The organism is Methylocaldum sp. RMAD-M, from assembly GCF_017832375.1.
Taxonomy (GTDB): domain Bacteria; phylum Pseudomonadota; class Gammaproteobacteria; order Methylococcales; family Methylococcaceae; genus Methylocaldum.
This window is the reverse complement of the sequence record NZ_JAFIBZ010000013.1, coordinates 26,482-50,638: the sequence shown is the minus strand read 5'-3', so window position 1 is coordinate 50,638 and position 24,157 is coordinate 26,482. Positions and strand designations below refer to the sequence as shown.

Annotated in this window: 23 protein-coding genes; 13 read left to right on the top strand and 10 right to left on the bottom strand. The window is 56.8% G+C overall.

The features are described 5' to 3' along the window. Positions 1 to 6 precede the first annotated feature (6 nt). On the top strand, positions 7 to 1,500 hold the full coding sequence (gene rmuC, locus JOD69_RS13790; RefSeq protein ID WP_240507001.1) for a DNA recombination protein RmuC: 1,494 nt from the start codon (positions 7 to 9) through the stop codon (positions 1,498 to 1,500). A gap of 64 nt (positions 1,501 to 1,564) precedes the next feature. Here rmuC and rho read toward each other — a convergent pair whose 3' ends face one another. The 3 genes from rho to yrfG all read right to left on the bottom strand — a co-directional run bounded on the left by rho (position 1,565) and on the right by yrfG (position 4,220). Continuing rightward, positions 1,565 to 2,821, bottom strand: a complete 1,257-nt coding sequence (gene rho / locus JOD69_RS13785; protein WP_077730480.1) for a transcription termination factor Rho — start codon at positions 2,819 to 2,821, stop codon at positions 1,565 to 1,567. 176 nt (positions 2,822 to 2,997) lie between these two features. Further along, on the bottom strand, positions 2,998 to 3,327 hold the full coding sequence (trxA, locus tag JOD69_RS13780; RefSeq protein ID WP_077730481.1) for a thioredoxin TrxA: 330 nt from the start codon (positions 3,325 to 3,327) through the stop codon (positions 2,998 to 3,000). 236 nt (positions 3,328 to 3,563) lie between these two features. After that, positions 3,564 to 4,220 carry a GMP/IMP nucleotidase gene (gene yrfG, locus JOD69_RS13775; RefSeq protein ID WP_077730482.1) on the bottom strand — a complete coding sequence of 219 codons (657 nt, stop codon included), beginning with the start codon at positions 4,218 to 4,220 and terminating at the stop codon, positions 3,564 to 3,566. Positions 4,221 to 4,308: 88 nt separating this feature from the next. On the opposite strand from yrfG, the gene cysQ reads away from it, so the two are divergent. From cysQ to rimI, 9 genes are all read left to right on the top strand, one after another. Further along, positions 4,309 to 5,127 (top strand): 3'(2'),5'-bisphosphate nucleotidase CysQ, encoded by an 819-nt coding sequence (gene cysQ / locus JOD69_RS13770; RefSeq protein WP_086134373.1) that lies wholly within the window; start codon positions 4,309 to 4,311, stop codon positions 5,125 to 5,127. A 75-nt stretch (positions 5,128 to 5,202) separates the two neighbouring features. Continuing rightward, positions 5,203 to 5,358 (top strand): hypothetical protein, encoded by a 156-nt coding sequence (locus JOD69_RS13765; RefSeq protein WP_156880032.1) that lies wholly within the window; start codon positions 5,203 to 5,205, stop codon positions 5,356 to 5,358. A gap of 212 nt (positions 5,359 to 5,570) precedes the next feature. Further along, complete coding sequence (locus tag JOD69_RS13760) at positions 5,571 to 7,301, top strand: acetolactate synthase 3 large subunit (RefSeq protein WP_086134372.1); 1,731 nt, start codon at positions 5,571 to 5,573, stop codon at positions 7,299 to 7,301. Beyond that, positions 7,301 to 7,792 (top strand): acetolactate synthase small subunit, encoded by a 492-nt coding sequence (gene ilvN / locus JOD69_RS13755; RefSeq protein ID WP_077730485.1) that lies wholly within the window; start codon positions 7,301 to 7,303, stop codon positions 7,790 to 7,792. Before JOD69_RS13760 ends, ilvN begins: the two co-directional genes overlap by 1 nt. Positions 7,793 to 8,033: 241 nt before the next feature. Next, the gene (gene ilvC, locus JOD69_RS13750; RefSeq protein ID WP_086134371.1) at positions 8,034 to 9,050 is read left to right on the top strand and encodes a ketol-acid reductoisomerase; all 1,017 of its coding nucleotides are present in this window, start codon (positions 8,034 to 8,036) and stop codon (positions 9,048 to 9,050) included. Positions 9,051 to 9,163: 113 nt separating this feature from the next. Continuing rightward, complete coding sequence (pssA, locus tag JOD69_RS13745) at positions 9,164 to 9,907, top strand: CDP-diacylglycerol--serine O-phosphatidyltransferase (RefSeq protein ID WP_086134370.1); 744 nt, start codon at positions 9,164 to 9,166, stop codon at positions 9,905 to 9,907. 332 nt (positions 9,908 to 10,239) lie between these two features. Next, on the top strand, positions 10,240 to 11,787 hold the full coding sequence (locus tag JOD69_RS13740; protein ID WP_077730488.1) for a 2-isopropylmalate synthase: 1,548 nt from the start codon (positions 10,240 to 10,242) through the stop codon (positions 11,785 to 11,787). 47 nt (positions 11,788 to 11,834) lie between these two features. After that, on the top strand, positions 11,835 to 12,578 hold the full coding sequence (locus JOD69_RS13735) for a uracil-DNA glycosylase (protein WP_077730489.1): 744 nt from the start codon (positions 11,835 to 11,837) through the stop codon (positions 12,576 to 12,578). A gap of 2 nt (positions 12,579 to 12,580) precedes the next feature. After that, positions 12,581 to 13,135, top strand: a complete 555-nt coding sequence (gene rimI / locus JOD69_RS13730; protein WP_240502524.1) for a ribosomal protein S18-alanine N-acetyltransferase — start codon at positions 12,581 to 12,583, stop codon at positions 13,133 to 13,135. Positions 13,136 to 13,275: 140 nt separating this feature from the next. Here rimI and JOD69_RS13725 read toward each other — a convergent pair whose 3' ends face one another. Both JOD69_RS13725 and JOD69_RS13720 read right to left on the bottom strand, forming a co-directional pair. Beyond that, positions 13,276 to 16,386: an efflux RND transporter permease subunit gene (locus JOD69_RS13725; RefSeq protein WP_086134369.1), complete on the bottom strand. Its 3,111-nt coding sequence runs from the start codon at positions 16,384 to 16,386 to the stop codon at positions 13,276 to 13,278. Beyond that, entirely contained in the window at positions 16,386 to 17,435 is a 1,050-nt protein-coding gene (locus JOD69_RS13720; protein WP_240506999.1) for a hypothetical protein, read from the bottom strand. The genes JOD69_RS13725 and JOD69_RS13720 overlap by 1 nt, the downstream gene beginning before the upstream one ends. Positions 17,436 to 17,731: 296 nt before the next feature. Here JOD69_RS13720 and JOD69_RS13715 point away from each other — a divergent pair, with 296 nt between their 5' ends. Next, entirely contained in the window at positions 17,732 to 18,232 is a 501-nt protein-coding gene (locus JOD69_RS13715) for a DUF3365 domain-containing protein (protein ID WP_077730491.1), read from the top strand. A gap of 149 nt (positions 18,233 to 18,381) precedes the next feature. Next, positions 18,382 to 18,951 carry a hypothetical protein gene (locus JOD69_RS13710; protein WP_077730492.1) on the top strand — a complete coding sequence of 190 codons (570 nt, stop codon included), beginning with the start codon at positions 18,382 to 18,384 and terminating at the stop codon, positions 18,949 to 18,951. Positions 18,952 to 18,989: 38 nt separating this feature from the next. On the opposite strand, the gene JOD69_RS13705 is transcribed toward JOD69_RS13710, so the two are convergent. The 5 genes from JOD69_RS13705 to JOD69_RS13685 form a co-directional block, all read right to left on the bottom strand. Continuing rightward, on the bottom strand, positions 18,990 to 20,018 hold the full coding sequence (locus JOD69_RS13705; protein WP_086134368.1) for a zinc-dependent alcohol dehydrogenase family protein: 1,029 nt from the start codon (positions 20,016 to 20,018) through the stop codon (positions 18,990 to 18,992). A 32-nt stretch (positions 20,019 to 20,050) separates the two neighbouring features. Next, positions 20,051 to 20,359, bottom strand: coding sequence for a hypothetical protein (locus JOD69_RS13700; protein WP_077730494.1), 309 nt, complete (start codon positions 20,357 to 20,359; stop codon positions 20,051 to 20,053). A gap of 91 nt (positions 20,360 to 20,450) precedes the next feature. After that, on the bottom strand, positions 20,451 to 21,020 hold the full coding sequence (locus JOD69_RS13695; RefSeq protein ID WP_086134367.1) for a DUF99 family protein: 570 nt from the start codon (positions 21,018 to 21,020) through the stop codon (positions 20,451 to 20,453). A 118-nt stretch (positions 21,021 to 21,138) separates the two neighbouring features. Beyond that, positions 21,139 to 22,092, bottom strand: a complete 954-nt coding sequence (locus tag JOD69_RS13690; RefSeq protein ID WP_133716455.1) for a diguanylate cyclase — start codon at positions 22,090 to 22,092, stop codon at positions 21,139 to 21,141. A 127-nt stretch (positions 22,093 to 22,219) separates the two neighbouring features. Continuing rightward, on the bottom strand, positions 22,220 to 23,551 hold the full coding sequence (locus JOD69_RS13685) for a POT family MFS transporter (RefSeq protein WP_077730497.1): 1,332 nt from the start codon (positions 23,549 to 23,551) through the stop codon (positions 22,220 to 22,222). 217 nt (positions 23,552 to 23,768) lie between these two features. Here JOD69_RS13685 and JOD69_RS13680 point away from each other — a divergent pair, with 217 nt between their 5' ends. Further along, the gene (locus tag JOD69_RS13680; RefSeq protein ID WP_166642472.1) at positions 23,769 to 23,924 is read left to right on the top strand and encodes a hypothetical protein; all 156 of its coding nucleotides are present in this window, start codon (positions 23,769 to 23,771) and stop codon (positions 23,922 to 23,924) included. The last annotated feature ends 233 nt before the right edge of the window (positions 23,925 to 24,157 follow it).

The window sequence follows — 24,157 nt, the reverse complement described above, 5'->3', positions numbered from 1 at the left end:
GGGCCGATGGATAACACACATTGGGTGGCGGATATCGATAAGCTGCCGCCTTCTCTGATTCTGGCTGTCGGCATGCTTTTGGGACTGTCCGTCGGATGGCTGATAGCGTCTTTGCGCCACAGAGGACATCATCCGGAATTGTGCCGGCGATCGGCTGAGGAGCAGGCGGAGAAAATTGCTGAATTGTCGGAAGAGCTGGCTGATCGCCAAGATCGAGTCTATTCGTTGAGCACGGACTTGGCCGTCGCTGAAGAAAAAGCGGGACGCATCCCGCTACTGGAAAGCAGACTGGCCGAAACAAGCCAGCAGCTTACGGCCGCGCGGACGGAATGCGCCGAACTCAGGACGCGCCTCGAGAACGAAGAGAAAAACACCGAAGGAAAGCTGGCGCTGCTTCGTAACGCGGAAGTTCAACTGTTCACCCAGTTCGAAAATCTGGCGCAGAAAATACTCGAGGAAAAGACGCAGAAATTCACCGAACAGAACAAGAGCCAACTCGACGGCGTTTTGACGCCGTTTCGCGAACAGCTCGGCGATTTCCGAAAGAAGGTGGACGAAATGCATCTCCACGACGCGAAGGACAGGGCATCCCTGCGCCAGGAGATCGAGAACCTTCGCTTGCAGACCCAGCGTATCAACCAGGAAGCGGTCAATCTGACTCGCGCGTTGAAAGGCGACAAAAAATTGCAAGGCGCCTGGGGTGAACTGATTCTGGAGCGGGTGTTGGAGCAGTCCGGCTTGCGCAAGGGCATCGAATACGAGACCCAAGGCGGTTATCGCGACGGCGAAAATCGCTTATTTCGACCCGATGTCATCGTGCACCTGCCGGAAGGCAAGGACATCATCATCGATTCCAAGGTCTCGCTGGTGGCTTACGACCGCTGCTGTTCCCTGGACGACGGACCGGAGCGGGAGTCGGCGGTGCGCGAGCATGTTCTGGCCGTGCGTAACCATATCAAAACCTTGGCGCAGAAAGATTATTCCGGCTTGAATGGGCTGCGCTCTCTGGATTTTATTCTGCTGTTCATGCCGATCGAGTCGGCTTTCATGCTGGCCTTCCAGCACGACGACAAGCTGTTCTCGGATGCGTTCTCCAGCAATATCGTAGTGGTGACCCCGACCACCTTGCTGGCTACTTTACGTACCATAGAAAACATTTGGCGCTACGAGCGGCGGAATGAAAATGCGAAGTTGATCGCGGACAAGGCGGGCTCGATTTACGACAAATTGCGCGGATTCGTGGAAGACTTGGAAAAATTGGGCACCCAGCTCAGCAGCGTCCACAAGACTTATGACGACGCGATGAATAAACTTACCCGCGGGCGCGGCAATTTAATCCGGCAGGCGGAAAGTTTTGTGGAACTGGGCGCAAAAGTGAACAAACGGCTCCCAAAAAGTATTTTGGAGAAAGTCGATCTGGACGTCGAAGACGACATGTACGCCGCGCTAAAGCTGGAACTTCCGGCAATCGGGGAGACGAGCGAATCGTCCGAAGGATGATTATACGGCTTGTTTTGAGCTGAACGGCTTGGATCGGCTTGAAGGAGGGGCTTTTCTTGCTCCTTCAGCGCTTCATCATGTCGAAGAACTCGGCGTTAGTCTTGGTGTCCTTCAGTTTGCCCAGCAGGAATTCGCTGGCTGCCATTTCGTCCATCGGTTGCAGGATTTTGCGTAAAATCCAGCATTTTTGCAGTTCGTCCGCCGGAACGATGTATTCCTCGCGGCGGGTTCCGGATCGGTTGATATTGATGGCCGGATAAACGCGCTTCTCGGCGATTTTCCGCTCGAGGTGCAATTCCATATTGCCGGTGCCCTTGAATTCTTCGTAGATCACTTCGTCCATGCGCGACCCGGTATCGATCAGTGCGGTAGCGATGATCGTGAGGCTGCCGCCTTCCTCGATGTTACGAGCGGCACCGAAAAAGCGCTTGGGACGTTCCAGGGCGTTGGCGTCCACGCCGCCGGTCAACACTTTGCCCGAGGATGGGATCACTGTGTTGTAAGCTCGGGCGAGGCGGGTGATAGAGTCGAGGAGGATGACGACATCGCGCTTGTGCTCGACTAAGCGCTTAGCTTTTTCCAGGACCATCTCCGCCACTTGCACGTGACGCGCCGGCGGTTCGTCGAAGGTGCTGGATACGACTTCGCCCTTGACGCTGCGCTGCATCTCGGTGACTTCTTCCGGCCGTTCGTCGATCAGTAGGACGATCAGGTAACATTCAGGGTTCTTTTCGGCGACCGAATGGGCGATGTTCTGGAGGATCATGGTCTTGCCGGCTTTCGGCGGCGACACGATCAAGCCGCGCTGCCCTTTGCCGATCGGTGCGACCAGGTCGATCACCCGAGCGGTCAAATCCTCGGTGGTTCCGTTGCCGATCTCCAGTTGCAGGCGTTCGACAGGAAATAAGGGAGTTAGGTTAGAGAATAAGATCTTGTGCTTGGCGTTTTCCGGCGGCTCATAGTTGATTTGCTCGACCTTGAGCATTGCGAAGTAGCGCTCGTTGTCCTTGGGCGGACGAATCTTTCCGGAAATCGTGTCTCCGGTTCGTAAGCTAAATCTACGAATCTGACTGGGCGAGACGTAAATATCATCGGGTCCGGCCAAAAAGGAGCTGTCGGCGGACCTCAGAAAGCCGAATCCGTCGCTCAGGATTTCCAATACCCCGTCGCCGTAGATATCTTCCCCGCTTTTGGCCTGTTTTTTCAGGATCGAAAAGATCAAATCCTGTTTGCGCGTTCGAGCAACGCCTTCGATGTCGAGTGATTCAGCGATTTCGATGAGTTCGGAAACGGGTTTGCGTTTAAGATCGGTCAGATTCATAGACGTTAGTGAAGAGCAGATGTAAATGATCTAAGGAATTGCGCTCGTATGAGAGACGAGCTTGGAGAGAACGGCCGGAAGTGGCCCGGTTAAGAGGACGACGTTAAGAGTTACACCAAAGTTAGCACAGGCGTGCGAGGCCGTCTAGTCAGAACCGGCCCGCACATGCCGGATGCTCAAATATTGGCGTCAAGGAATGCAGCCAGTTGCGATTTGGCCAAGGCTCCCACCTTAGTGGCTTCCACTTCGCCGTTCTTAAACAAAATCAGCGTTGGAATTCCGCGTACGCCGTAGCGCTGGGGCGTTCCAGGATTGTCGTCGATATTGAGCTTGGCGATCGTCAGCTTACCTTCATAATCCCCAGCGACCTCCTCCAGAATAGGTGCAATCATCTTGCAGGGACCGCACCATTCGGCCCAGAAATCGACTAGTACAGGGCCGCTCGCTTTGAGGACCTTATCCTCGAATTCGGCATCGGTAACTTGAAGTATGCGTTCGCTCACAATGAACTCCTCACGGTCTCAACGGGGAAATTGGAAGGGACTGGGGCGCCAACGGCCAGTACGAATGGGAATGGTGCAGCTTTCCCTTGCGTACGTGCATTTCAGCTTAAACGAATGACAATTTCAAGCCCCATGGTTCCGTACGTAAATTGCCTTCGGTAAACACCGGAATCGGCTCGCGGACGGACGGGCAAATGGGGGCGACGGACTTGTTTCGGGGATTGGCGCCGCGGTCGATTTCAGCTTGGAGGCATTAGCTCGCGAAAGTCCTCAATGGCGTCGAATTCGACGATGTTTCTTGGAGGTTGCCGGCTATCGGGTTTCTTCACGGCAACTACGTGCCGGATGCCAAATTGGCGGGCGGCGTGTAATACGGTCACGCTGTCGTCGACCAGTAGCGTCTTATCCGCCGAAAAGGGTTCTATGGCGCTAAGGGCTTTCCAAAAGCCGGGATGCTCCTTCGGAAATCCGAATGCATGCGAAGAGAAGATTTCGTCAAAAAAACCATGGAGGCAGGTTCGCTCCAACTTCAAACCCAAGCTTTTCGGGTGTGCGTTGGTTACCAGCACCAAACGCTTTTCGGCTTTGCGTACGGCATCGAGGAAGTCGGTGACATGAGGTAGTATCGCTATCAGTCCCGCGATTTCGGCTTTTAAGCCTACGATGTCCAGGCACAAACGATCAGTCCAGTAATCCAGGCAGTACCATTCGAGTCGTCCCTCGGTTTCCTTGAACCGGGGTGTCAATTCGGCTTTGGCTTCCGCGACCGAAAGTCCGTGCCGTTCGGCGTAACGCAGCGGAACGAATTCGAGCCAAAAGTGGTTATCGAAATTCAGGTCCAACAGCGTGCCGTCCATATCGAGAAACACGCTGCTAATGTTTCGCCAATCGATCATGGTTTAATATTTTACTCGGTTGCTTTCAGTCATTATCTTCGATTCCCTCCATTCAGCGTATCCAGTGAGTAGCTGCGGATTTCAAGCCATGCCCCTCAGAAAAGAACCCTCCCGCTTTCTCGAGACCGTAGTCGCTCTCGCCAAGGAGTCCGGGCGTCGTATCCTCGAGATCTACGGATCGGATTTCCGCGTCGGCGTAAAAGAAGATAGTTCGCCGCTCACCGCGGCCGATCTCGCTTCCCATCACTGTCTGGTCGAAGGGCTCGCGGCTTTGCGTCCGGCCTACCCGATCATTTCGGAAGAATCTAAAAGTTTGCCGTTCGAGGAGCGAAGCGACTGGGAGACCTTTTGGCTGATCGATCCTCTGGATGGTACCAAGGAGTTTATCAAGCGAAATGGCGAGTTCACCGTTAACGTGGCCTTGATTCATCGTCACCAACCGGTGCTCGGCGTGGTGTATGCGCCGGCAAAAGATCTTTGCTACTTTGCATCCGAGGGATGCGGCGCCTACAGGCAGATCGACGATTCGCCCCCGCAAAACATCGAAGTGACGACGAGTGCTCACTATCCGCTGAGAGTGGTCGGTAGTCGCTCGCACCAGACAGAGGAATTGGCAATCTACCTGAACCGACTGGGCGAGCATGAACTGATGTCGATCGGCAGTTCGCTGAAACTCTGCTGGGTGGCGGAAGGCGCGGCGGATCTCTATCCCCGCATCGGTCTGACCTCGGAATGGGATACCGCGGCGGCGCATTGCATAGTAAAGGAAGCCGGTGGCGAGGTGACCGACTTGCGCGGTCAGCCACTGCTTTACAACACCAAGCCGTCGCTGCTCAATCCTTATTTTCTGGTATTCGGCGACAAATCCAGAGACTGGTACAGATACGCGGGCGGCATAGAGGGCTGACGCGCACCCCGCTTGGTCGAATAAGGCCTTGGGCAGCTTTGATGAAGACCGCCGGGGCGCCACTCCTGAACAATCATGTTCCGCAAGACCCGAGGATGGCGCGGCATATGGCAACTAGCGGTGCATATCGAGGGAGTTGTTACGCCGGCGCGGGTCATCATGCTCGGAGCCAATCCATTCGAAGTGGAAATGTATCCAGAGCAAAAGTACCGGTTCGTCAACGCTGCGTAAGAGGCCGAAGTCACTATCGAGGCGTTTCCGCTGTCCAAGTACGGTACAATTCCGGGAAACGTCATGCGAGGATCGAACGAACGCCATCCGCGTGGCCGCGGCTTGACGGAGAATGTGAATCCGAGTACCGTTATCGGCTATTTTTATTTTGTTGTCTCGGCCGAAACGGGCGTTTTCGAAACGCCTGATTCTTTTTTAGGGGTGTTGAAACCGTGGAGCTCAGCGGCGCGGAAATCCTGGTCCAAAGTCTTAAGGACGAAGGGGTTGAATACATTTTCGGTTACCCCGGCGGGGCCGTATTGCATATCTACGATGCTCTGTTCAGACAGGACGACGTGAAGCACATCCTGGTGCGCCACGAACAGGGCGCGACCCATGCCGCGGATGGATACGCGCGCTCGACCGGCAAGCCCGGCGTGGTGCTGGTGACTTCCGGCCCCGGAGCCACCAATGCAGTCACCGGTATCGCGACGGCCTACATGGATTCGATTCCGATGGTAATCATCACCGGCCAAGTGCCCTTGCCGGTCATCGGCAGCGATGCCTTCCAGGAGTGCGACACTATCGGCATCACCCGGCCCTGTGTAAAGCACAACTTTCTGGTCAAGGACGTGCACAAGCTGGCGGAGACCATCAAGAAGGCGTTCTACATCGCCACCACCGGCCGACCCGGTCCCGTGGTGGTCGACGTTCCGAAGGACGTCACCGATCCCAATCTCAAGATTCCTTACGAGTACCCGCGCTCGGTTTCAATCCGCTCCTATAACCCGCAGGTCAAGGGGCATCGGTGGCAGATCAAGAAAGCGGTAGAGCTGTTGCTCTCCGCCAAGAGGCCGATGATCTATTCGGGAGGCGGCGTCATATTGGGCAATGCGTCCGAACAGTTGAAGGAAATCACCCGGATACTCGGATTTCCCATCACCAGTACCTTGATGGGATTGGGGGCCTATCCGGCCACCGATCGGCAGTTTCTGGGCATGCTGGGCATGCACGGAACCTACGAGGCGAATATGGCCATGCACGAATGCGATGTGCTGTTCGCCGTCGGTGCGCGGTTCGACGATCGGGTTACCGGCAAGCTCAGCCAGTTTTGCCCGCATGCGAAGATCATTCACATCGATATCGATCCCGCTTCCATCTCGAAGACGGTGCGTGTCGACGTTCCCATCGTCGGTGAAGTCGGCCCGGTCCTGGACGACATGATCGAGATACTGGGGAGCAGTGAGAAGCGGGCCGATGAAGATGCTCTTACCGCATGGTGGGATCAAATCGCGCGCTGGCAATCCTTGGACTGCTTGCGTTACGATCGGAATAGTCCGCTGATCAAGCCGCAGTACGTCATCGAGCAGTTGTACGAAGTCACCAATGGCGATGCATTCGTAACGTCCGATGTCGGGCAGCATCAAATGTGGACGGCTCAGTTCTACAAATTCGACAAGCCGCGCCGCTGGATCAACTCGGGCGGACTCGGCACCATGGGGTTCGGTTTGCCGGCGGCCATTGGCGCCAAGCTGGCTCACCCCGATGCGGACGTGGCCTGCGTGACCGGGGAGGCGAGCATTCAGATGTGCATCCAGGAGTTGGCTACGGCCCTGCAATACCGCACGCCTATCAAAATCGTTAATCTCAATAACGGTTACATGGGCATGGTCCGCCAGTGGCAGGAATTCACCTACGAAAGCCGCTACTCCCACTCCTACTTGGAGACCATTCCCGATTTCGTCAAGCTGGCCGAAGCTTACGGCCATATCGGCATGCACATCGAAAAGCCCGCCGACGTGCGCCCGGCACTGGAGGAGGCGTTCAAGCTGAAGGATCGTACTGTATTCATGAATTTCCTGACCGATCCGACCGAGAACGTATATCCGATGATCGAGGCCGGCAAGGCTCACCATGAGATGCGCCTCGCTCCCGGCGTCACCATCGAGAGGGAGCTTGCCTGATGCGCCACATCATTTCCATTTTGATGGAGAACGAATCGGGGGCGTTGTCGCGGGTGGCGGGACTTTTTTCCGCACGCGGATACAACATCGAGTCGTTGACCGTGGCGCCCACGGAGGATGCGTCCTTGTCGCGAATGACGCTGGTTACCACCGGCAGCGACGAGATCATCGAGCAGATTACCAAGCAGCTCAACAAGCTGATCGATGTGGTCAAACTCATCGATATTTCGGAATCTTCCCACATCGAACGCGAATTGATGATGGTGAAAGTGCGTGCCGTCGACAGGGCGCGGGAGGAAATCATTCGCCTGACCGATATCTTTCGCGGAAAAATCATCGATGTTACGCCGGTGAGCTACGTCATCGAGGTTACCGGCGAAAAGTCCAAGCTGGACGCGTTTCTCCAGACGCTCGATCAGGAGGCCATCATCGAGGTCGTGCGCTCCGGCACAACGGGCATTCTGCGCGGCGACCGCGGGCTTCACGCCTAACTAATGCCGATGACGACTGCAGCGTATAACAAATGCCAGTATTACCCGTCATTCCGGCAGGGAGTGCCGGAATCCAGAAGCCACGGAAGGTTTTAGCGTCTACGTCCCTGTAAACTGGACCCCGGCAGTCCCAATCGCAAACGGGCCTTTAATCGGCCCCTTCCCTGCCGGGGTGACGATGTGGTTTTTAATTTCGTTACGAATAGTAATCAACCAAAACGATAAATCACGAGGACCATTCATGCAGGTTTATTACGACAAAGATGCCGATCTTTCGATTATTCGGAACAAGAAGGTCGCCATTATCGGCTACGGCTCGCAAGGCCACGCTCACGCCAACAACCTGAAAGATTCAGGCGTTTCAGTCATCGTCGCATTGCGTCCGGGTTCGGCCTCCGCAGTGAAGGCCGAGAACGCGGGGCTGACCGTCATGTCGGTGGAAGAGGCCGTGAAACAAGCCGACGTCATCATGGTACTGGCTCCGGACGAACACCAGGCGAAACTCTATTCCGAGCAGATCGAACCGAACATCAAGCAAGGTGCGGCGTTGGCGTTCGCCCACGGGTTCAATATCCATTTCGAACAGATCCAGCCGCGCGCCGATCTAGACGTGATCATGATCGCGCCGAAAGGCCCCGGCCACTTGGTGCGTTCGACATACACCCAGGGCGGCGGCGTACCCTCCCTGATCGCGGTTTATCAGAACGCTTCGGGACAGGCCAAGGAAATCGCCTTGTCCTATGCCTCTGCAAACGGCGGCGGACGCGCCGGCATCATCGAAACGACCTTCCGCGAAGAGACCGAAACCGACCTGTTCGGTGAACAGGCCGTATTGTGCGGCGGCGCGACGGCACTCGTGCAGGCCGGGTTCGAGACCTTGGTGGAAGCCGGCTACGCTCCCGAAATGGCATACTTCGAGTGCTTGCACGAGCTGAAGCTGATCGTCGATTTGATGTATGAAGGCGGCATCGCCAACATGCGCTATTCAATCTCCAATACCGCCGAATACGGCGACCTGACCCGCGGGCCACGTGTCGTCACGGAGGAGACGAAAAAGGAGATGAAGAAGATTCTCGGCGAAATTCAGCGCGGCGAGTTTGCCCGCGAATTCATTCTGGAGAATCAGGCCGGTTGCGCCACGCTGAAGGCCAAGCGGCGTCTGGGTCGCGAGCACCAAATCGAACAGGTCGGTGCGAAGTTGCGAGACATGATGCCTTGGATCAAAGCCAACAAAATCGTCGATAAAAGCAAGAACTGATTCTTGCTTTCGGCCGGGCACGAGCCAATCGGTTCGTGCTCGACCCGCCGAACTGGCGGCGGGCTATGTTAAGCTAGCCCGCATTATCGGTTGATTCAACTTAAAGCGGGACTATGGAAGAACAAATTCCCCCTGCGAGGCGTCGGCGCGGCATCTATCTCTTGCCGAACTTGTTCACGACAGCAGCGCTTTTCGCCGGTTTCTACGCCATCACCGCCGCCTTTAACGGGCGCTTCGAAGTGGCTGCCGTCGCCATCTTCATTGCCATGATTCTGGACGGTCTCGACGGACGCGTGGCGCGCCTAACCAATACGCAGAGCGCCTTCGGGGCCGAATACGACAGCATGGCCGACATGATTTCCTTCGGTGCCGCTCCCGCCTTGGTCGCCTACATCTGGTCGCTGACGACGCTGGGCAAGATCGGATGGGTTGCCGCTTTCGTGCACGCCGCCGGTGCAGCGCTTCGCTTGGCCCGCTTCAATACCCAGATCGCAACCGCGGACAAACGGTATTTTCAAGGTTTGCCGAGTCCTTCCGCCGCCGCGATTTTGGCCGGCTTTATCTGGTTTAGCGAAACCTACGGTCTGACCGGCGAGTCCATGCGCTATGTCTCGCTCGGACTAGCCTTGATGACCGGGCTCCTGATGGTCAGCAACTTCCGCTACTACAGCTTCAAGGATGTGGATCTCCGCGGACGGGTGCCGTTCATGTGGGCTATCCTCGTGATGCTGGTATTCGCCTTCATTTTTACCAATCCGCCCCTGATGCTGTTTGTCATGTTTACGGCTTACGCTGTTTCGGGGCCGGTATTGACCTTTCTCGGGCGACGTAAAATGCGGAGCGAGCGCCGAACCTGAGAAGGGACGGGGAATCTGCTGACATTAAAGTCCTTCGTCGTAAGGCGAAAGTATTCCTCACTATGGCGCTTGTACGGTATCCGGATGAGTAATATAGTTGCTCGAAAGGCAGTCACAAATCCATGCATTCAATCGCCAACCTACAACGCTGGAAATCCGACCGACTCATCGGCCGTGTCAGCACTGTCTGCCGCTCTGAATTCCTCGACCTTCTGCGTTTTCGTCTCCTGCCCTGAGGGGCAGGAGACTTGACGCATTCCAAAATCCTACGCGCGAACATAAATGCAGGGGCCTCTTGAAGAGAGGCCGCGAGAGATAGACGAGGTTTTATCATGAGCGACAAACTCATCATTTTCGATACGACGCTGCGGGACGGCGAGCAAAGTCCCGGCGCTTCCATGACGCGGGACGAAAAGGTGCGCATCGCCAAGGCGCTCGAGCGTCTGCGGGTGGATGTGATCGAGGCCGGTTTTCCGGCGGCGAGTCCCGGCGATTTCGAATCGGTGCAAGCTGTGGCTCGGGCGGTCAAGGAAAGCACGGTATGCGGTTTGGCGCGGGCTTTGGATAGGGACATCGACCGTGCGGGCGAGGCGCTCAAGGAAGCCAATCGGGCGCGTATTCACACGTTTATCGCGACTTCGCCGATTCATATGCAAAGAAAGCTGCGCATGGAGCCCGATCAGGTGATCGAGTATGCCGTGAAGGCTGTAAAAAGGGCGAGGCAGTATACGGATGATGTCGAGTTTTCGCCGGAAGACGCCGGACGTTCGGAAGAAGATTTTCTGTGTCGAATACTCGAGGCGGTTATCGATGCGGGCGCGAAAACCTTGAATATCCCCGATACCGTCGGTTACAGCGTGCCGGAGCAATTCGGCGCCACCATCCGGCGTTTGAGAGAACGTATTCCCAACTCCGATAAAGCCATCTTTTCGGTGCATTGCCACAACGATCTGGGGTTGGCGGTTGCGAATTCATTATCCGCCGTCATGAACGGCGCGCGGCAGGTCGAATGTACGATCAACGGCTTGGGCGAACGGGCCGGCAATGCCGCGCTGGAGGAGATCGTCATGGCGGTCAAGACCCGTAAAGACGTGTTTCCCTGCCGAGTCGAGATCGACACCCGCGAAATCGTTGCGTGTTCCAAACTTGTCTCGAATATCACCGGTTTTCCGGTGCAGCCCAACAAGGCCATCGTTGGGGCCAATGCTTTTGCGCACGAGTCCGGCATTCATCAGGACGGCGTTTTGAAGAGCCGCGAGACCTATGAAATCATGAGCGCGGAGGAAGTCGGCTGGACTGCAAACCGGATGGTGCTGGGCAAGCATTCCGGGCGCAACGCGTTTCGCACGCGCATGCAGGAACTGGGGATAGAGTTCGGATCCGAGGCGGAATTGAACGACGCATTCCAGCGTTTCAAGGACTTGGCTGACAAAAAGCACGAAATCTTCGATGAAGACCTGCAGGCTTTGATCACGGAAGCGGGCGTCGAGGCGGAGGACGAGCGGGTTAAGCTTGTCGCGCTCAAGGTATGCTCGGAAACGGGCGAGGTTCCTTGCGCGCGAGTGTCGCTCAAGGTCGAAAACGAAGAAGTGAGCGGCACCGCCCAGGGCAGCGGCGCTGTCGACGCGAGCTTCAAGGCCATCGAATCCGTAGTTCATACCGACTCCACCTTGTTGCTGTATTCGGTCAATAACATCACCACCGGCACCGACGCTCAGGGCGAAGTGACGGTTCGCCTGGAAAAGGGCGGGCGGATCGTCAACGGCCAGGGCGCAGATACCGATATCGTGATCGCTTCGGCCAAGGCCTACATCAATGCGGTCAACAAACTCCTGGCGCCGCGGCAACGCATGCATCCTCAAGTGGCGGGAGACGTTTGATAATGCCCGAGTTTTGCGAAGAGGCGGTCTAAGAACGGTTCCGGCCTATGCCTCGCGATGAACGACGCCTGGATTATCTCCATTCGATGGGTATCCAAGTTTGGGTACCCCGGCGGCGTGCCGCGTTCGAGGCTGCCGAAAATCCGGACCTACCCCAGGCTACGCCGGATGGCTTGAGTGAGAGCCTAATAAGCGCGGTGAATTCGCCTCCGATCGATGCTGTGTCTTCGGGTTGTCTGCCGGATTGGGCGGATTTGGAGGCCCGCGTAGCGGGATGTACCGCCTGTCCGCTACACCAAGGCCGTACTCAGACTGTTTTCGGCGTCGGCAATCGCGAAGCCGAATGGATGGTGATTGGCGAAGCGCCTGGAGAACAGGAAGATCTGCAAGGCGAACCATTCGTGGGGCGGGCCGGGCAATTGCTCAACGAAATGATTCGGGCCGTCGGTCTCAAAAGGGAAGCCGTTTACATCGCTAACGTGATCAAATGCCGTCCGCCCAGGAATCGCGATCCGGCCCCGGAGGAAGCGGCGGCCTGCGAGGGATATTTGAAAGGGCAGGTCGCCTTGATCAAACCTAAGATTATTCTGGCCGTAGGCCGTATTGCCGCGCAAAACTTATTAAAAACCGCGACGCCCATCGGTAAACTACGCGGCCAGGTGCATTATTACGACCAGATTCCGCTGGTGGTGACTTACCATCCCGCTTACCTGCTGCGCTCGCAAACGGAAAAACGTAGGGCATGGGAGGATCTCAAACTAGCCATGCGGGCTTTTCGACAACAAGCATAATTATGTCCGCCATGTTCGATTTGTTCGGCTTGTTCGAGCGCATCAGGAAATTCATCAGTTATGATGCCGAAACCGAGTTTTATTACCGACACTTTCCCAGCCTCGTGAAGAGTGCCGAGTTGATCATTCGTCCGATGCGGCGGTCAGACCTTAAAGTGGTGGCCGCCATTGAGCAAAGTGCATACGAATTCCCTTGGGAGCCGACCACTTTCCGGGACTGCTACACCGTAGGATATTGTTGCTGGGTAGGCGAAAGGGCAGGCCAGGTTGTAAGTTACGGGATCGCGTCGGTGGGGGCGGGGGAGTCGCACGTACTCAATCTCTGTGTGTCGCCGCAAAATCAGGGACAGGGCTACGGGCGCTTGATGCTCGAGAAACTCATGGCGGTCGCCAAGGAGCACAAGGCCGAAACGATTTTTCTCGAAGTGCGTCCTTCCAACAAGCCCGCCATCAAACTTTATCACCAACTGGGGTTCAACGAGATCGGTACCCGCAAAGGCTATTATCCGGCCCGAAACGGCCGGGAAGATGCCCTGGTCATGGCTCGCATGCTGTAATCGCCGGATCGAAAGGCATCTCGTAGGTCGGCAATCCATTGCCGACAAGTTCCTCGCCGATCCAGCGTGTCGGCAACGGATTGCCGACCTACGATTTCACAATCCTCAACATTAATCCGCAGTAAAAATCGCTCTAGCGTCTACGACGGCTCAGAAAAACGTGGCGGCTCATCGAGGGTTTCGAACCGGCCGAATTTGAGCAATATCGTCGGCATAAGCAGCAGATTGAAAAGGGTGGACGATACCAAACCTCCGATAATGATCGCGGCCATGGGACCCATGATCTCGCGACCCGGATTGTCGCTGTCGACGGCGATGGGCAGCATCGCAAGCGCGGTGACTAGCGCCGTCATCAAGATCGAAGGGAGGCGTTCCTGTGCACCCTGAATCGCGGTTTCCAGATTCCACGACTTGTTTTCCCGTTCTACCAAATGCCGGTAATGGGAAATCAGCATAATCGCATTGCGTACCGTGATTCCGAACAAGGTGACGAACCCTACCATCGACCCGACCGAAAGCGTACTGCCCGTCAGGAATGCGGCAGCAACGCCTCCGGCCAGCGAAAAAGGCAGATTCACCAAGGTGAGGAGGGTATGGCGCACACTGTTGATGGCCAAAAAAATCAGCAACATAACGCCAACACCCGACAGCAGCGCATGGACCGTCAGTTCCCGGCGTGCTTTACCTTGCTCCACGGCGGCGCCGCTGAACTCGGGATAGACGTCTGGCGGAAAATCGATGGCGGTGAGCGTTCGCCGGCGAAGTTCTTCCATAAACGACGCCGTGTCCCGACCGGCCACGTTTGCCGTGACGGTCTGCACACGCTGGCCGCCCCGATGAAGTATGTTATACCGTCCGCCGACCTGCTGGATCTCCGCGATTTGGCTCAATTCCACGATAAGACCATCCGCGGTGCGCAGCGGTACGTGCGCTACCGTTTCCGGCCGGTGCCGCAATTCCGGCGGCAGAATCACCGCTACCTCGTAAGCGCGATTGTCCAAGTAATAGGCGCCCGCGATCCGTCCCTGCAAAGCCGTTTGCAGGACATCGGCCACTTCCATCGGACGCAAGCCATAAGCGGCCAAATCGTCGAGTTTCAGCCGGATTTGAAGCTGAGGCGTGCTCGGAGGCGATCGCAGTTGTACGTCGATGGCGCCGGGAATGGTTCGGACAAGATCGGCGATCTGGCGCGCTTTCTGATCGAGTTGATCGAGGTCGCTTCCGTAGAGATTGATCACGATCGGTGCCGTGTAACCGGAAATGGTTTCGTCGACCCGCTCGGTCAGAAAGGTGTTCGCTTCGAACAGGATTCCCGGAAAATCGTCCAAGATCTGTCTGAGCCGGTTCAGCACAGATTGTTGAGCTTCGCCTGAAAGCGGCTTCAGCCGAACTTCGTACTCGCTGTAGTGGCTGCCGTAAGTGTCGGCACCGCGCTCGGCTCGGCCGGCCCATTGCGAGACCGATTCGACTTCCGGGATCTCGAGAAATTGCCGGGTCAGCAGCCCGCCGATTCTGAGCGATTCCTTCAATGATGTGCCAGGAAGGCTGCTCGTGTGTACGATGTAATGGCCCTCTCGAAGTCGGGGCAGGAATTCTCCGCCGAGATCGGTCAACGCCAGAATCCCTAATCCGCAAATAACCGCGCTGATCGACAGCGTTGCTCTCGGCCGTTTTGCAACGGATCTCAGCAGGGAGGCGTATTTAGGCTGAAGCAGCCGAATCAGCGGCGGGATCTTGTCGGTCTTGCCGCTCTTCAAGAGCATGTAGCAAAGCGCGGGCGTTACCGTCAGCGCTACGAGCAGGGACATGAGAATCGCCAGGATATAGGCATGACCGATCGGAGCGAACAAGCGTCCTGCAATTCCGCCGAGCGTCAGGAGCGGCACAAATACCAATGCGACGATGAAACTGGCGTACACCACGGAGCTGCGTACCTCCATGGAGGCATCGTAGACCACGCGGAAAGTCGGACGCGGATTCGGCCTTAGCCGGTTTTCCCGGAGGCGGCGGAAAATGTTTTCAGTGTCGATTATGGCGTCGTCAACCACCTCGCCCAAGGCGATCGCGAGTCCGCCCAAGATCATGATGTTGAGATTGACACCCAGGTTCAGCAAGGTCACCACGGCGGCGGCTAATGAAAGCGGAATGGCGACAGCGGAGATGAATGCGGTGCGGAAATCGAACAAAAACGCGTAAAGCACCGAGACCACCAGAAAGCCGCCCACCAGCAAATGCCCGGCGAGATTTTGCAAGGATCGCTCGATGTAATCCGCCGGCCGGAATAGCCGGGGGTGGAAATCGATAGCCCGTTTGGCGAAGAGCTGCTCGAACTCCTCGAGCACGCTTTCGACGTTTCGCGAGACGCTCAGCGTATTGGCGCCGTACTGACCGATCACCATCATGACGATGCCGGGCTTTCCGCCGACGGCTGCTGCGCCGATGGGCGGTCTAGGCGCCGTGGTTACGGTCGCGACATCCGCCAGCGTGATATTCGCGCCGTTCTGGCGCAACAGTACGACTTGCCTCAAGGTCTCCTCGGCCGCCGGAAGGCCGACGATGTTCAAACTGATCCGCTGGTTGTCGTTTTCCACGAACCCGGCCCCCGGCATGCCGGTCGCCTGGCGGGCTGCGAGCACGACATCCCCGGCAGCCAGGCCGTAGCGGCGCAGCCTGGCCGGATCGATTTGAATCTGCAATTGGCGGATTTCGCCGCCGAATACGTTCACATCCGCAACGCCCGGTACGGCCAGCAAACGCGGCACGATGGTCCAGTCCACCAGATCGCGAAGCTCCATGAGGCTGTGGGAAGGCGAGCTAAGTCCGATAGTGAGAACCGTCGCGGAGGCCGATGAAAGCGGTACCATCACCGGTGGACCGGCGCCTACGGGCAGTTTGCCGGCGAGCATGTTCAGGCGCTCGCCGACCAGCTGCCGGTTACGGTAAATGTCCGTGCCTTCCTCGAAGACGGCCGTCACCACCGAGAGGCCCTGGATGGATTCGGACCGGATGCTGTCCAGACCGACCAACCCCGCAAGATGCCTTTCGATGCGCGAGGTGACGAGAGTTTCCGTCTGTTCGGCCGTAAGACCCGGTGCTTCGGTCTGAATAACCACGCGGGGGGCGGAAAATTCGGGAAAGATGTCGAGGTTCGCCTGACCGAGACGGAGCGCGCCGTAAATCAGCAGCAGGAGAGAGAGTGCAACGACCACTCCGCGCCGGTGCACGGCGAAGCGAATGATGGCAGACAGCATCAGTCGTCGTCCTCGTCCGGAATATTTCCGCGGAACTCCTCCGAGAGCAATAACTGTCCGCCGGTTACGACGATCTTGTCGCCGGCGGCAAAGCCGTGGTCGACGAACCAGAAATCGGCGTGCTCGCGGTAGGCGGTGATTTCGGTGCGGATGAATGTGCGGTCGTCGGACTGGCGGTAGGCCCAGGGTTTTCCGGCATGCCAAACGATGGCCGACAGTGGCATGGCGATGCCGATCAAGGGCTCACCGGAGGTCGGCAGCCAGGCATTGACTCTCATTCCGGCGCGCAGTCGGTCGCTTGGCGCATGAAAGAAAAAAGTTTCGCCCTGCACGAGATCGTCGGTTTTCGGGGCGGGAGAAATGAGTTCTGCCCGGTGTGCCGCGCTCCGGTCGTTTTCACGGGCGACGAACAGAGATCGCTTGTCGGGCGGCAAGGATTGGCCGCTCGGCAAGGCGATCAGAAGCAATACCCGGCTCCGGCTCAAGAAATCCTGAAACAGACGCGATTCGCCGTCGAAGGCGATGCGGGTTAGTTCGTCGCCCCAGGCCTGCCGGGCTTCGTGCCGAATCTCCCTCATCAGTCGGCGGGCGGCCTCGAGCTTGGCTCGATCGGCCTGATATTGCGCCTCGGCTTGCGCCAAATCGCGGCTGGCCACGATGTCCTCGCGGTGCAGGGTCGTCAGCCGGTTGCGGTTTTTTTGAGCCAACTCGACGGCGGCGTTTGCGATTTCGGCCTCGGTGCCCGCCGTTTGATAACGAACGTGCAAAGCCAATAAAGGCTGAATGTCGACTACTTTGCCGTAGGCCATTATCTCCGGGTGAAACGTCAATGCGTTCAAAACCTCGACGGTCAAGCCGCTAGCCTTTTGTTGCTCCGCTGTCATTCGGACCGCCGCGGCACTGCGGGACTCGGGTTCGCTTTTTTGAATCGACGCCGGCCGGTCGGAACGCGCTTTCGCGTCGGGGTCGTCATCATCGGAGAACGCCGGAAAGACAAGAGCAGCTGAAAGCAGAACCGCCATGACGGGCGGACATAAGGTCGGCTTCATTGAAAAAGTCGTAACTACGTGAGATTAAAGCGAAAAAAAGATAGTTTCAGAGCCGCGAGACTATAACCCGGCCGATTTGCGAAACACAAACTATCGGCCTGAAAACCCTGACGTGCGTCTCTAATCAGACATGATCTGTCAAAACGATTTGACACTGTATCGACCGAAAACCAAAATGAAAGGCGGATGCTTTCCCGTCATGGCCGGAAAGCTGTCCGACGGATGATGCGTGTAGCACGCATGTCCGGCGACTTAAATTCCACACATCCCATAGAAAGAAAAAGAGGAAAAACCAAATGAGACTCAAGTGTTCGCTCTCTGCTTTGCTATTGGCCGCTGTGGCGGGTACCGCGGGTGCCAACGAAGATCCGGCTGTCGCACGCACAATCGACCAGGTCAAAATGCTCGATGCGTTGTACAAGACCGCGGTCGTGCTGATTACCGAGCATTATGTGGAAAATCCGTCCTCCATTTCGGCAGCAACGGCGTCGAAGCTGTTGTTCGCGGAAATGAAGAAGAACGGGTTTCATGAGGCCCGCCTGATCGGATTGACGGATCAACTGACCAATCCCGAAGAAAACCGTCCGACGGGAAATTTCGAAGAGACGGCGAAGGAAAAGCTATTGTCCGGTGACGAATACTATACGCGGGTGATCAAGGAAGGCGACAAGCGCTATCTTTATATGGCCACAGGAGTCCCGGTCGTGATGGAAAAGTGTGTAATGTGCCACGCCAATTTCAAGGGTAAGACCGGTCCCATAGGCGCACTGGCCTATAAGGTTCCCGTCATCGAATAACTTATCCAAAGCCGAGGAAGCACGGTCTTGGGCCGTGTTTCCCACCCGGCGCTTCTCCATTCCGTTCGTCTTAACCGGCAAGCTGACGAAACGTTGCGGTGCTTCTAACGGATCATTTATTCTGCAATGAACTGCCAAGGAGTCCGTCTATGTTCGATCCAGCGCAATACGGCCCGGTTTTTCAGCCCTTGTTAGACCAAGAGCGATTGAATTCGCTCGGTCCGGGTACGCCTAACGATAAGGCTTTTCCCTTGCTTCAGGCATTGTCGGTCGAGCAGGCATTTCTTCCTCGCCCGGTAAAAGATGTCGGCATGGCCAAATGCTGTCTCGCCGGCTTGTGGCTTTATCACGACTATCTCGAAGAGAGCCATCGCATCAGTCAATCCGTCTCTACCTCCACCGGCAGCTATTGGCACGGCATCATGCACCGCCGAGAGCCGGATAGCTGGAACAGCAAGTATTGGTTCGATCGGGTAGGACAACATCCGGTTTTTCCGGATTTATGCGAGGCTGCAAAAAATCTCGCGGAGCGAGATTCGCCCCTTCCCGAGACGCGATTCTTGCTCGAGCAGAAGCGCTGGGACCCGCATCGGTTCGTCGATCTTTGCGAGGCCAGCCGAACGGGAAAAAGCCGAGGCGAAAACCTGTGCCGAAAGATTCAACTGCGGGAATGGCAATTGCTGTTCGATTATTGCTACAGGCAGGCTGTCGGGATGTGATCGCCGCGGACTAGCGTGCGGACTGTCCATAGCGCTTTTCACGCCACCCGCAGCACTTTCGCTCCACGAATCCGGCGCATTTTGAGGTCGAGCAGCGCGCGATTGGCATCTTCCAGCGCGTATTCTTCGACTTCGGGGCGAATGGGAATCTCGGCGGCCAAGGCCAGAAAATCGCCGACGTCGCTTCGGGCGACGTTCGCCACGCTCTTGATTTCCTTTTCCATCCACAGATGGCTCGGATACTCCAGCCGTAGCAGAGAATCCTTATCGGCATCCTCCTTGCGGATCGCATTGATGACCAGCCTTCCGCCGGGGGCGAGATGCCTCAGGGATTCGACCACGGGCTTCCAAACCGGCGTGGTATCGATGATGGCGTCCAGTTTTGCCGGAGGCTCGTCGTCGGTGTCGCCGGCCCATGCCGCGCCCAACTCCAGGGCAAAGGTGCGTTCCTCCGGATTTCTGGCGAACACGAATACCTGCGTTCCCGGATAACGGTGGCGGACCATCATCAGGACCAGATGGGCCGACGCGCCGAATCCGGTAAGCCCCAGGATCTCGCCATCTTTGAGTTCCGTCAGTTTGAGCGAGCGATAGCCGATCGCGCCGGCACACAGCAAGGGCGCGGCCTCGACGTCGGAGAACGCGTCGGGAATGGCGAACACGAACTCTGCCTGTGCCGTCATGTATTCCGCGTAGCCGCCGTGGGCGTCACGCCCGGTGGCTTCGAATTGCTCGCAAAGATTTTCGTTTCCTGCCCGGCAATAGGCGCAGATTCCGCAGGCCGAGTGAATCCAGGCGACGCCTACGCGATCGCCGACGGAAAAACCGGTGGCCGAAGACCCGAGTTCGTCCACTCGGCCTACGACCTGATGCCCTAGGATCACCGGTAGCCGGGGCGGGGGCGTGCGGCCTTCGATCTCGTCCAATTCGGTATGGCAGACGCCGCAGACGGAGACTTTGATCAGCAACTCGTCGGAATGCGGAACCGGTTTTGGCCAATCCGCCAGGGCCAGCGGCGCCGGATTCTCGGCCAGCTTGGAAATTCGTTCGAGGACCATCGCTTTCATGACATCGCTCCTGTGGGAAAGTCCTGCCGGTGTCATCGGCGTGGATCGTACTCGTTGAGATAGGTTGTAATGCCGTAGGAAACCGGCCAGAACAGGGTCTCTATGGCGGCGCCGAAAGGCAGCACCAAGCCCGCCACCGCGCGCTCGGTGAAGGTCGGTTCGGTAAACATGTCGAAATCCCTTCTGAGCTTTTCCCGATCGTCCGTCAGAAGGGCATATTGCAGGCGGGTATCGTGAAACGCCATGGGCCGGTCGGTTCCGCCCAGGCTCAGCGAAGTACAACCGGTTAAGGCCGTCATTGCCATCGAAACTAGCAGCGCCCGAACAAAAAAGGTATTCATTTGGCCTCCGGTCCCCTGTTGAGATTCGGCATTCGGATAAATTCTCCGGGCAGATCAAGAAATAGTCACGAGGTTAGGGGGCCTCGGATGTTCAGGCGCGATGGGTACTCTCGCCCCGGGAGATGCCGCCGGCGATGATGTGAGCGGTGCGCAAAGGCTCCGGCAGCCGGCCATGAACCGCATGCAGCCGGATTAGAGCTTCGGTTTCCCTTACCGACAAGCCGGCACGCTGAACGTAAACTCCCGCGATGGGCTCCATCGGTCCGGCGCGTTCGATAAGCCGCCATTTTCGTTGTCCGCCCCGAACATGATCGAGCAAGGCATCGCGGATTTTATCGAGATTCGGGAGATGGCGGGCTACGACGAGCACCGGCCGTTCCAGTGTATTCTGCAGCCGGTGTATGTCGACGACATTGAATCCGGCGAAAGCGATTCCCTGAAGCAAAACGGCCTGAAGATGGGGATAAAAGCGAGAACCCGTAATCAGTTGAGCCAATATCCGAGTCGCGTTCGCACCGTCCCGGCGCACTTTTCCCGAGAGGACGCCGTCAAGACGAGCGCCCGCGTAGAAGGCGCCTACGATCATGACATCGCCCCGATGATGCCGGTCGAAAGGCGCATCATCGAACCCGATCGCATGAGAAAGACGAGGAGATGCCATTGAGTCTCGCAGTCCGGCGAAATAGCCTCGAAGTTCCAGAACGCGTTATCGTGCTCGACTGTACCGGTTGAGCCGGTGTTCCGACCGGGGCTCGCGGCGCCGTTTCCGGGTTCAAGTCTCAGCCTAAGTCGGTCTCGTTGATGACCAAATTGCGTCCGCTGTCTTTCGCTTTGAGGAGGCAGCGTTCGGCTCGTTGCATCAGATCGGATAGGGTGTCGCTGGGATGCATTTCTGCAACGCCTGCGCTGATTTTCACCGGGATGGCTTTGCCGTTGTATCGCAATGGAATCCGGTCCAGCAAGGTACGGAGACGGTCAAGAGCGAATGTGGCTCCCGAGGCGTTGCCGCCCGGGAAAACGGCGACGAATTCCTCATCGCCGAAGCGAGCGAAAATATCCTGCGTTCGCAACAGCCCGCGGGCTGCCGTGACCAAATGGGTCAGCGCCTGATCGCCGGCGTCACGACCATGGGCGTCATTGATCTGGCTGAGCCAGTCGATATCGATCAGGCCGATCGATATCTGATCTTTCTGACGCCGGCTTCGCGTGAATTCGCGAGTCAGGACGATGTCGAGACCGCGCCGGTTCAAAATGCCCGTCAGCGGATCGATTCGGCTCAAGCTTCGGCTTTCCTTTATTTCATCCTGGACGCGTTGGAGCAATTGCTGGGTTTCCCGTAACTCGGCCTGGGAGTCGGCGACTCTTTGCCTGAGCTGGGAGAGCGTCTTCATGATTTGGCTAAGCGCCTGCTCCACCGAAAAGTCTTGCGTATCGGCGCTCTTCTCGTTGAAAAGCTTCTGAAAGTGGCCATCGAACGTCCCCAACTCAGCGGCGAGACCGAATGTCGTGTCGGTAAGAATCTGCAAGATCGTGTCGACGGCGGCGGTTACTTCGGCCTCGGGTGTCGATTCACCCGGCGATGGCTCCGGCTTTTGTCCGCTCAATTCCCCGGCGATCAGATAATAATGCTCCGCATAATGATCCGGGGTAGGCGGCAAACCCGATTCCGTCAGGCGTCGTAATGCTTGTCGCGCTACCGCAACGGGTTGAGGAGAGATGGTCTCGGCTGTCATTTTGGGCACTTCATCCGTATGGGCGTGGGTTTATAGCGAAAAATAGACTAAATAGCTTGGTTAAGTAAGTTTTGAGCGACATGAACCTAGCGCAAAGCTTCTGGCCTCCGGCCGAAAATTCGGAACGTCAAACATCCGCCATTCTAGCTGCTTCGGGATAGTGGCGGCTCGCGGCGGCGAACATGATCGCAGTGGCGAGCATCAGCAGCGAAAAAAACCAGAAATAATCGGCTCCGGCCAGTTTCGAAGTACCATCGGGGTTCTGAATGAAAAAGTTGACCGCGCTGGTGAAAAGATTTCCGGCGGCGACGGAGACCATGAAAAAGGACATCACGAAGGATTTCATGGTTGGCGGAGCCTGAGTGTAGGAGAACTCCAGACAGGTGATCGACACCATGACTTCCGATGCGGTCAGAACGACATAATTGAGCAGCTGCCAACCGATGGACAGGGAAACGCCGGCATCCAACGCACGCTGAATCCAAGCCGCGAATGCGAATGAAAAAGCCGCCAGCAACATGCCCGCGCCGATTTTCCTCAGCGCCGTGACAGGCATGCGACGTTCCAGGCTCGGATAAATGCCGTAGTAGAAAAGCGGCGTCAGAATCATGATGAGCAACGGATTGGCTGCCTGGATCTGCGAGGGCAGAATCCGGTAGCCCAGAAATGTCTGATCCATCTTCTGGGCCTGTAGCACCCAAGACGAACCGGTCTGATCGAACAGTGCCCAAAACATCGCTACGAACGCATAGATGACGCCGAGCCGGGCAAGGATCCGCCAACTCTCATGACTCAATATTCCCTGCAAGAAAGCGACCCCGCCGGCAGGAATGTGGGCGAAGCGGTAACGGCCCGACCAAAAAATGACCGTAGCGATGAGCATCAGGACTCCCGGCAGCGCGAACGCTGTCGAGGCACCGTAGTGCTCCAGCAACCAAGGCGTCACCAGCATCGATGTGAATGCGCCGAAATTGAGGGCGAAATAAAACCAGCTATAAACCCGGCTGAGCAAATGCCGGTTGGTTTTCGCGAATTGATCGCCGACGTGGGCGGAAACGCAAGGCTTGATGCCGCCCGCGCCCAATGCGATCAAGCTTTGTCCGATCAGGAGCCCGGTGCGGGTGTCGTCCAGTGCGAGGGCCAAGTGCCCCAAGCAATAAACCAGCGACAGCACGATGATCGTGCGGTATTTTCCGAGCCACCCGTCGGCGAGCAGCGCCCCCAGGATCGGGGTGAAATAAGTGGCCGAGACGAATAAGTGAAAATAGCCCTTGGCTTCCTCTTCGCTCATAGGATCTGGATAACCCGCAGGGCTCATCAGGTATTGGCTCATGAACACCACCAGCACCGCACGCATGCCGTAATAACTGAATCGCTCCGCCGCCTCGTTGCCGATGATGTAAGGGATGCCGGGCGGTAGTCCTTCGATCGGAAGAGGCTTGGTGCGGTACGGCGTCATGGTTGCATCACGGTTTGCAGATCGCCTAGGAATGCCGGCGTACCGGAAAAATCGACGTGGTGCGGACGTGTACTGTGACAGGCCTCCGCCAATCTCGGCCTTTTTTGATTTAAATCAAGAAACGCAGAATTTCCATTGGTTACTGTATACCCGCGCGCCAATTCCGGCGCAGTAATAAAAACAATCATTCGCAAAAAACTATTCTGAGGAAGCCGTAATGGAAAAAGAGAAAGACTACTTCTGGTTCTACATTGGCGGTGTCATCATCGCAGTCGCGATCACTTTGATGATGGTCAAAGGAAGCGAGCACGACAAATACGCCACGGCCGCCAAGGCCATAGCCGAGGATTCCACCAACTCCTCTTACCGATAAAGGCCGGCACGAGCTGCTTTACCGGTCCCGACCCTATCACCAAGCGTATTAGGCAGCCAAATGCAACGTAGGATGAGCGGTTAACCGTGCCCATTCTACGTTGCTAGTTTTTGAGCAGTCGAAAAACGAGCTGCAAGGGGCCTTGCAACCGCAACCGGTATACGAGACCTCGATGCTCATTTCAAGCGCAACGCTTTTTTAGTGCTTTTTCCTCCGGATTATCCGTCGGACTG

What these genes read in the sequence shown, in the direction of transcription:
- rmuC (WP_240507001.1), top strand. Translation starts at nt 7, where the DNA reads ATGGATAACACACATTGGGTGGCGGATATCGATAAGCTGCCGCCTTCT.
- rho (WP_077730480.1), bottom strand. Translation starts at nt 2,821, where the DNA reads ATGAATCTGACCGATCTTAAACGCAAACCCGTTTCCGAACTCATCGAA.
- yrfG (WP_077730482.1), bottom strand. Translation starts at nt 4,220, where the DNA reads ATGATCGATTGGCGAAACATTAGCAGCGTGTTTCTCGATATGGACGGC.
- cysQ (WP_086134373.1), top strand. Translation starts at nt 4,309, where the DNA reads ATGCCCCTCAGAAAAGAACCCTCCCGCTTTCTCGAGACCGTAGTCGCT.
- JOD69_RS13765 (WP_156880032.1), top strand. Translation starts at nt 5,203, where the DNA reads ATGTTCCGCAAGACCCGAGGATGGCGCGGCATATGGCAACTAGCGGTG.
- ilvN (WP_077730485.1), top strand. Translation starts at nt 7,301, where the DNA reads ATGCGCCACATCATTTCCATTTTGATGGAGAACGAATCGGGGGCGTTG.
- ilvC (WP_086134371.1), top strand. Translation starts at nt 8,034, where the DNA reads ATGCAGGTTTATTACGACAAAGATGCCGATCTTTCGATTATTCGGAAC.
- pssA (WP_086134370.1), top strand. Translation starts at nt 9,164, where the DNA reads ATGGAAGAACAAATTCCCCCTGCGAGGCGTCGGCGCGGCATCTATCTC.
- JOD69_RS13740 (WP_077730488.1), top strand. Translation starts at nt 10,240, where the DNA reads ATGAGCGACAAACTCATCATTTTCGATACGACGCTGCGGGACGGCGAG.
- JOD69_RS13735 (WP_077730489.1), top strand. Translation starts at nt 11,835, where the DNA reads ATGCCTCGCGATGAACGACGCCTGGATTATCTCCATTCGATGGGTATC.
- rimI (WP_240502524.1), top strand. Translation starts at nt 12,581, where the DNA reads ATGTCCGCCATGTTCGATTTGTTCGGCTTGTTCGAGCGCATCAGGAAA.
- JOD69_RS13725 (WP_086134369.1), bottom strand. Translation starts at nt 16,386, where the DNA reads ATGCTGTCTGCCATCATTCGCTTCGCCGTGCACCGGCGCGGAGTGGTC.
- JOD69_RS13720 (WP_240506999.1), bottom strand. Translation starts at nt 17,435, where the DNA reads ATGAAGCCGACCTTATGTCCGCCCGTCATGGCGGTTCTGCTTTCAGCT.
- JOD69_RS13715 (WP_077730491.1), top strand. Translation starts at nt 17,732, where the DNA reads ATGAGACTCAAGTGTTCGCTCTCTGCTTTGCTATTGGCCGCTGTGGCG.
- JOD69_RS13710 (WP_077730492.1), top strand. Translation starts at nt 18,382, where the DNA reads ATGTTCGATCCAGCGCAATACGGCCCGGTTTTTCAGCCCTTGTTAGAC.
- JOD69_RS13705 (WP_086134368.1), bottom strand. Translation starts at nt 20,018, where the DNA reads ATGAAAGCGATGGTCCTCGAACGAATTTCCAAGCTGGCCGAGAATCCG.
- JOD69_RS13700 (WP_077730494.1), bottom strand. Translation starts at nt 20,359, where the DNA reads ATGAATACCTTTTTTGTTCGGGCGCTGCTAGTTTCGATGGCAATGACG.
- JOD69_RS13695 (WP_086134367.1), bottom strand. Translation starts at nt 21,020, where the DNA reads ATGGCATCTCCTCGTCTTTCTCATGCGATCGGGTTCGATGATGCGCCT.
- JOD69_RS13690 (WP_133716455.1), bottom strand. Translation starts at nt 22,092, where the DNA reads ATGACAGCCGAGACCATCTCTCCTCAACCCGTTGCGGTAGCGCGACAA.
- JOD69_RS13685 (WP_077730497.1), bottom strand. Translation starts at nt 23,551, where the DNA reads ATGACGCCGTACCGCACCAAGCCTCTTCCGATCGAAGGACTACCGCCC.
- JOD69_RS13680 (WP_166642472.1), top strand. Translation starts at nt 23,769, where the DNA reads ATGGAAAAAGAGAAAGACTACTTCTGGTTCTACATTGGCGGTGTCATC.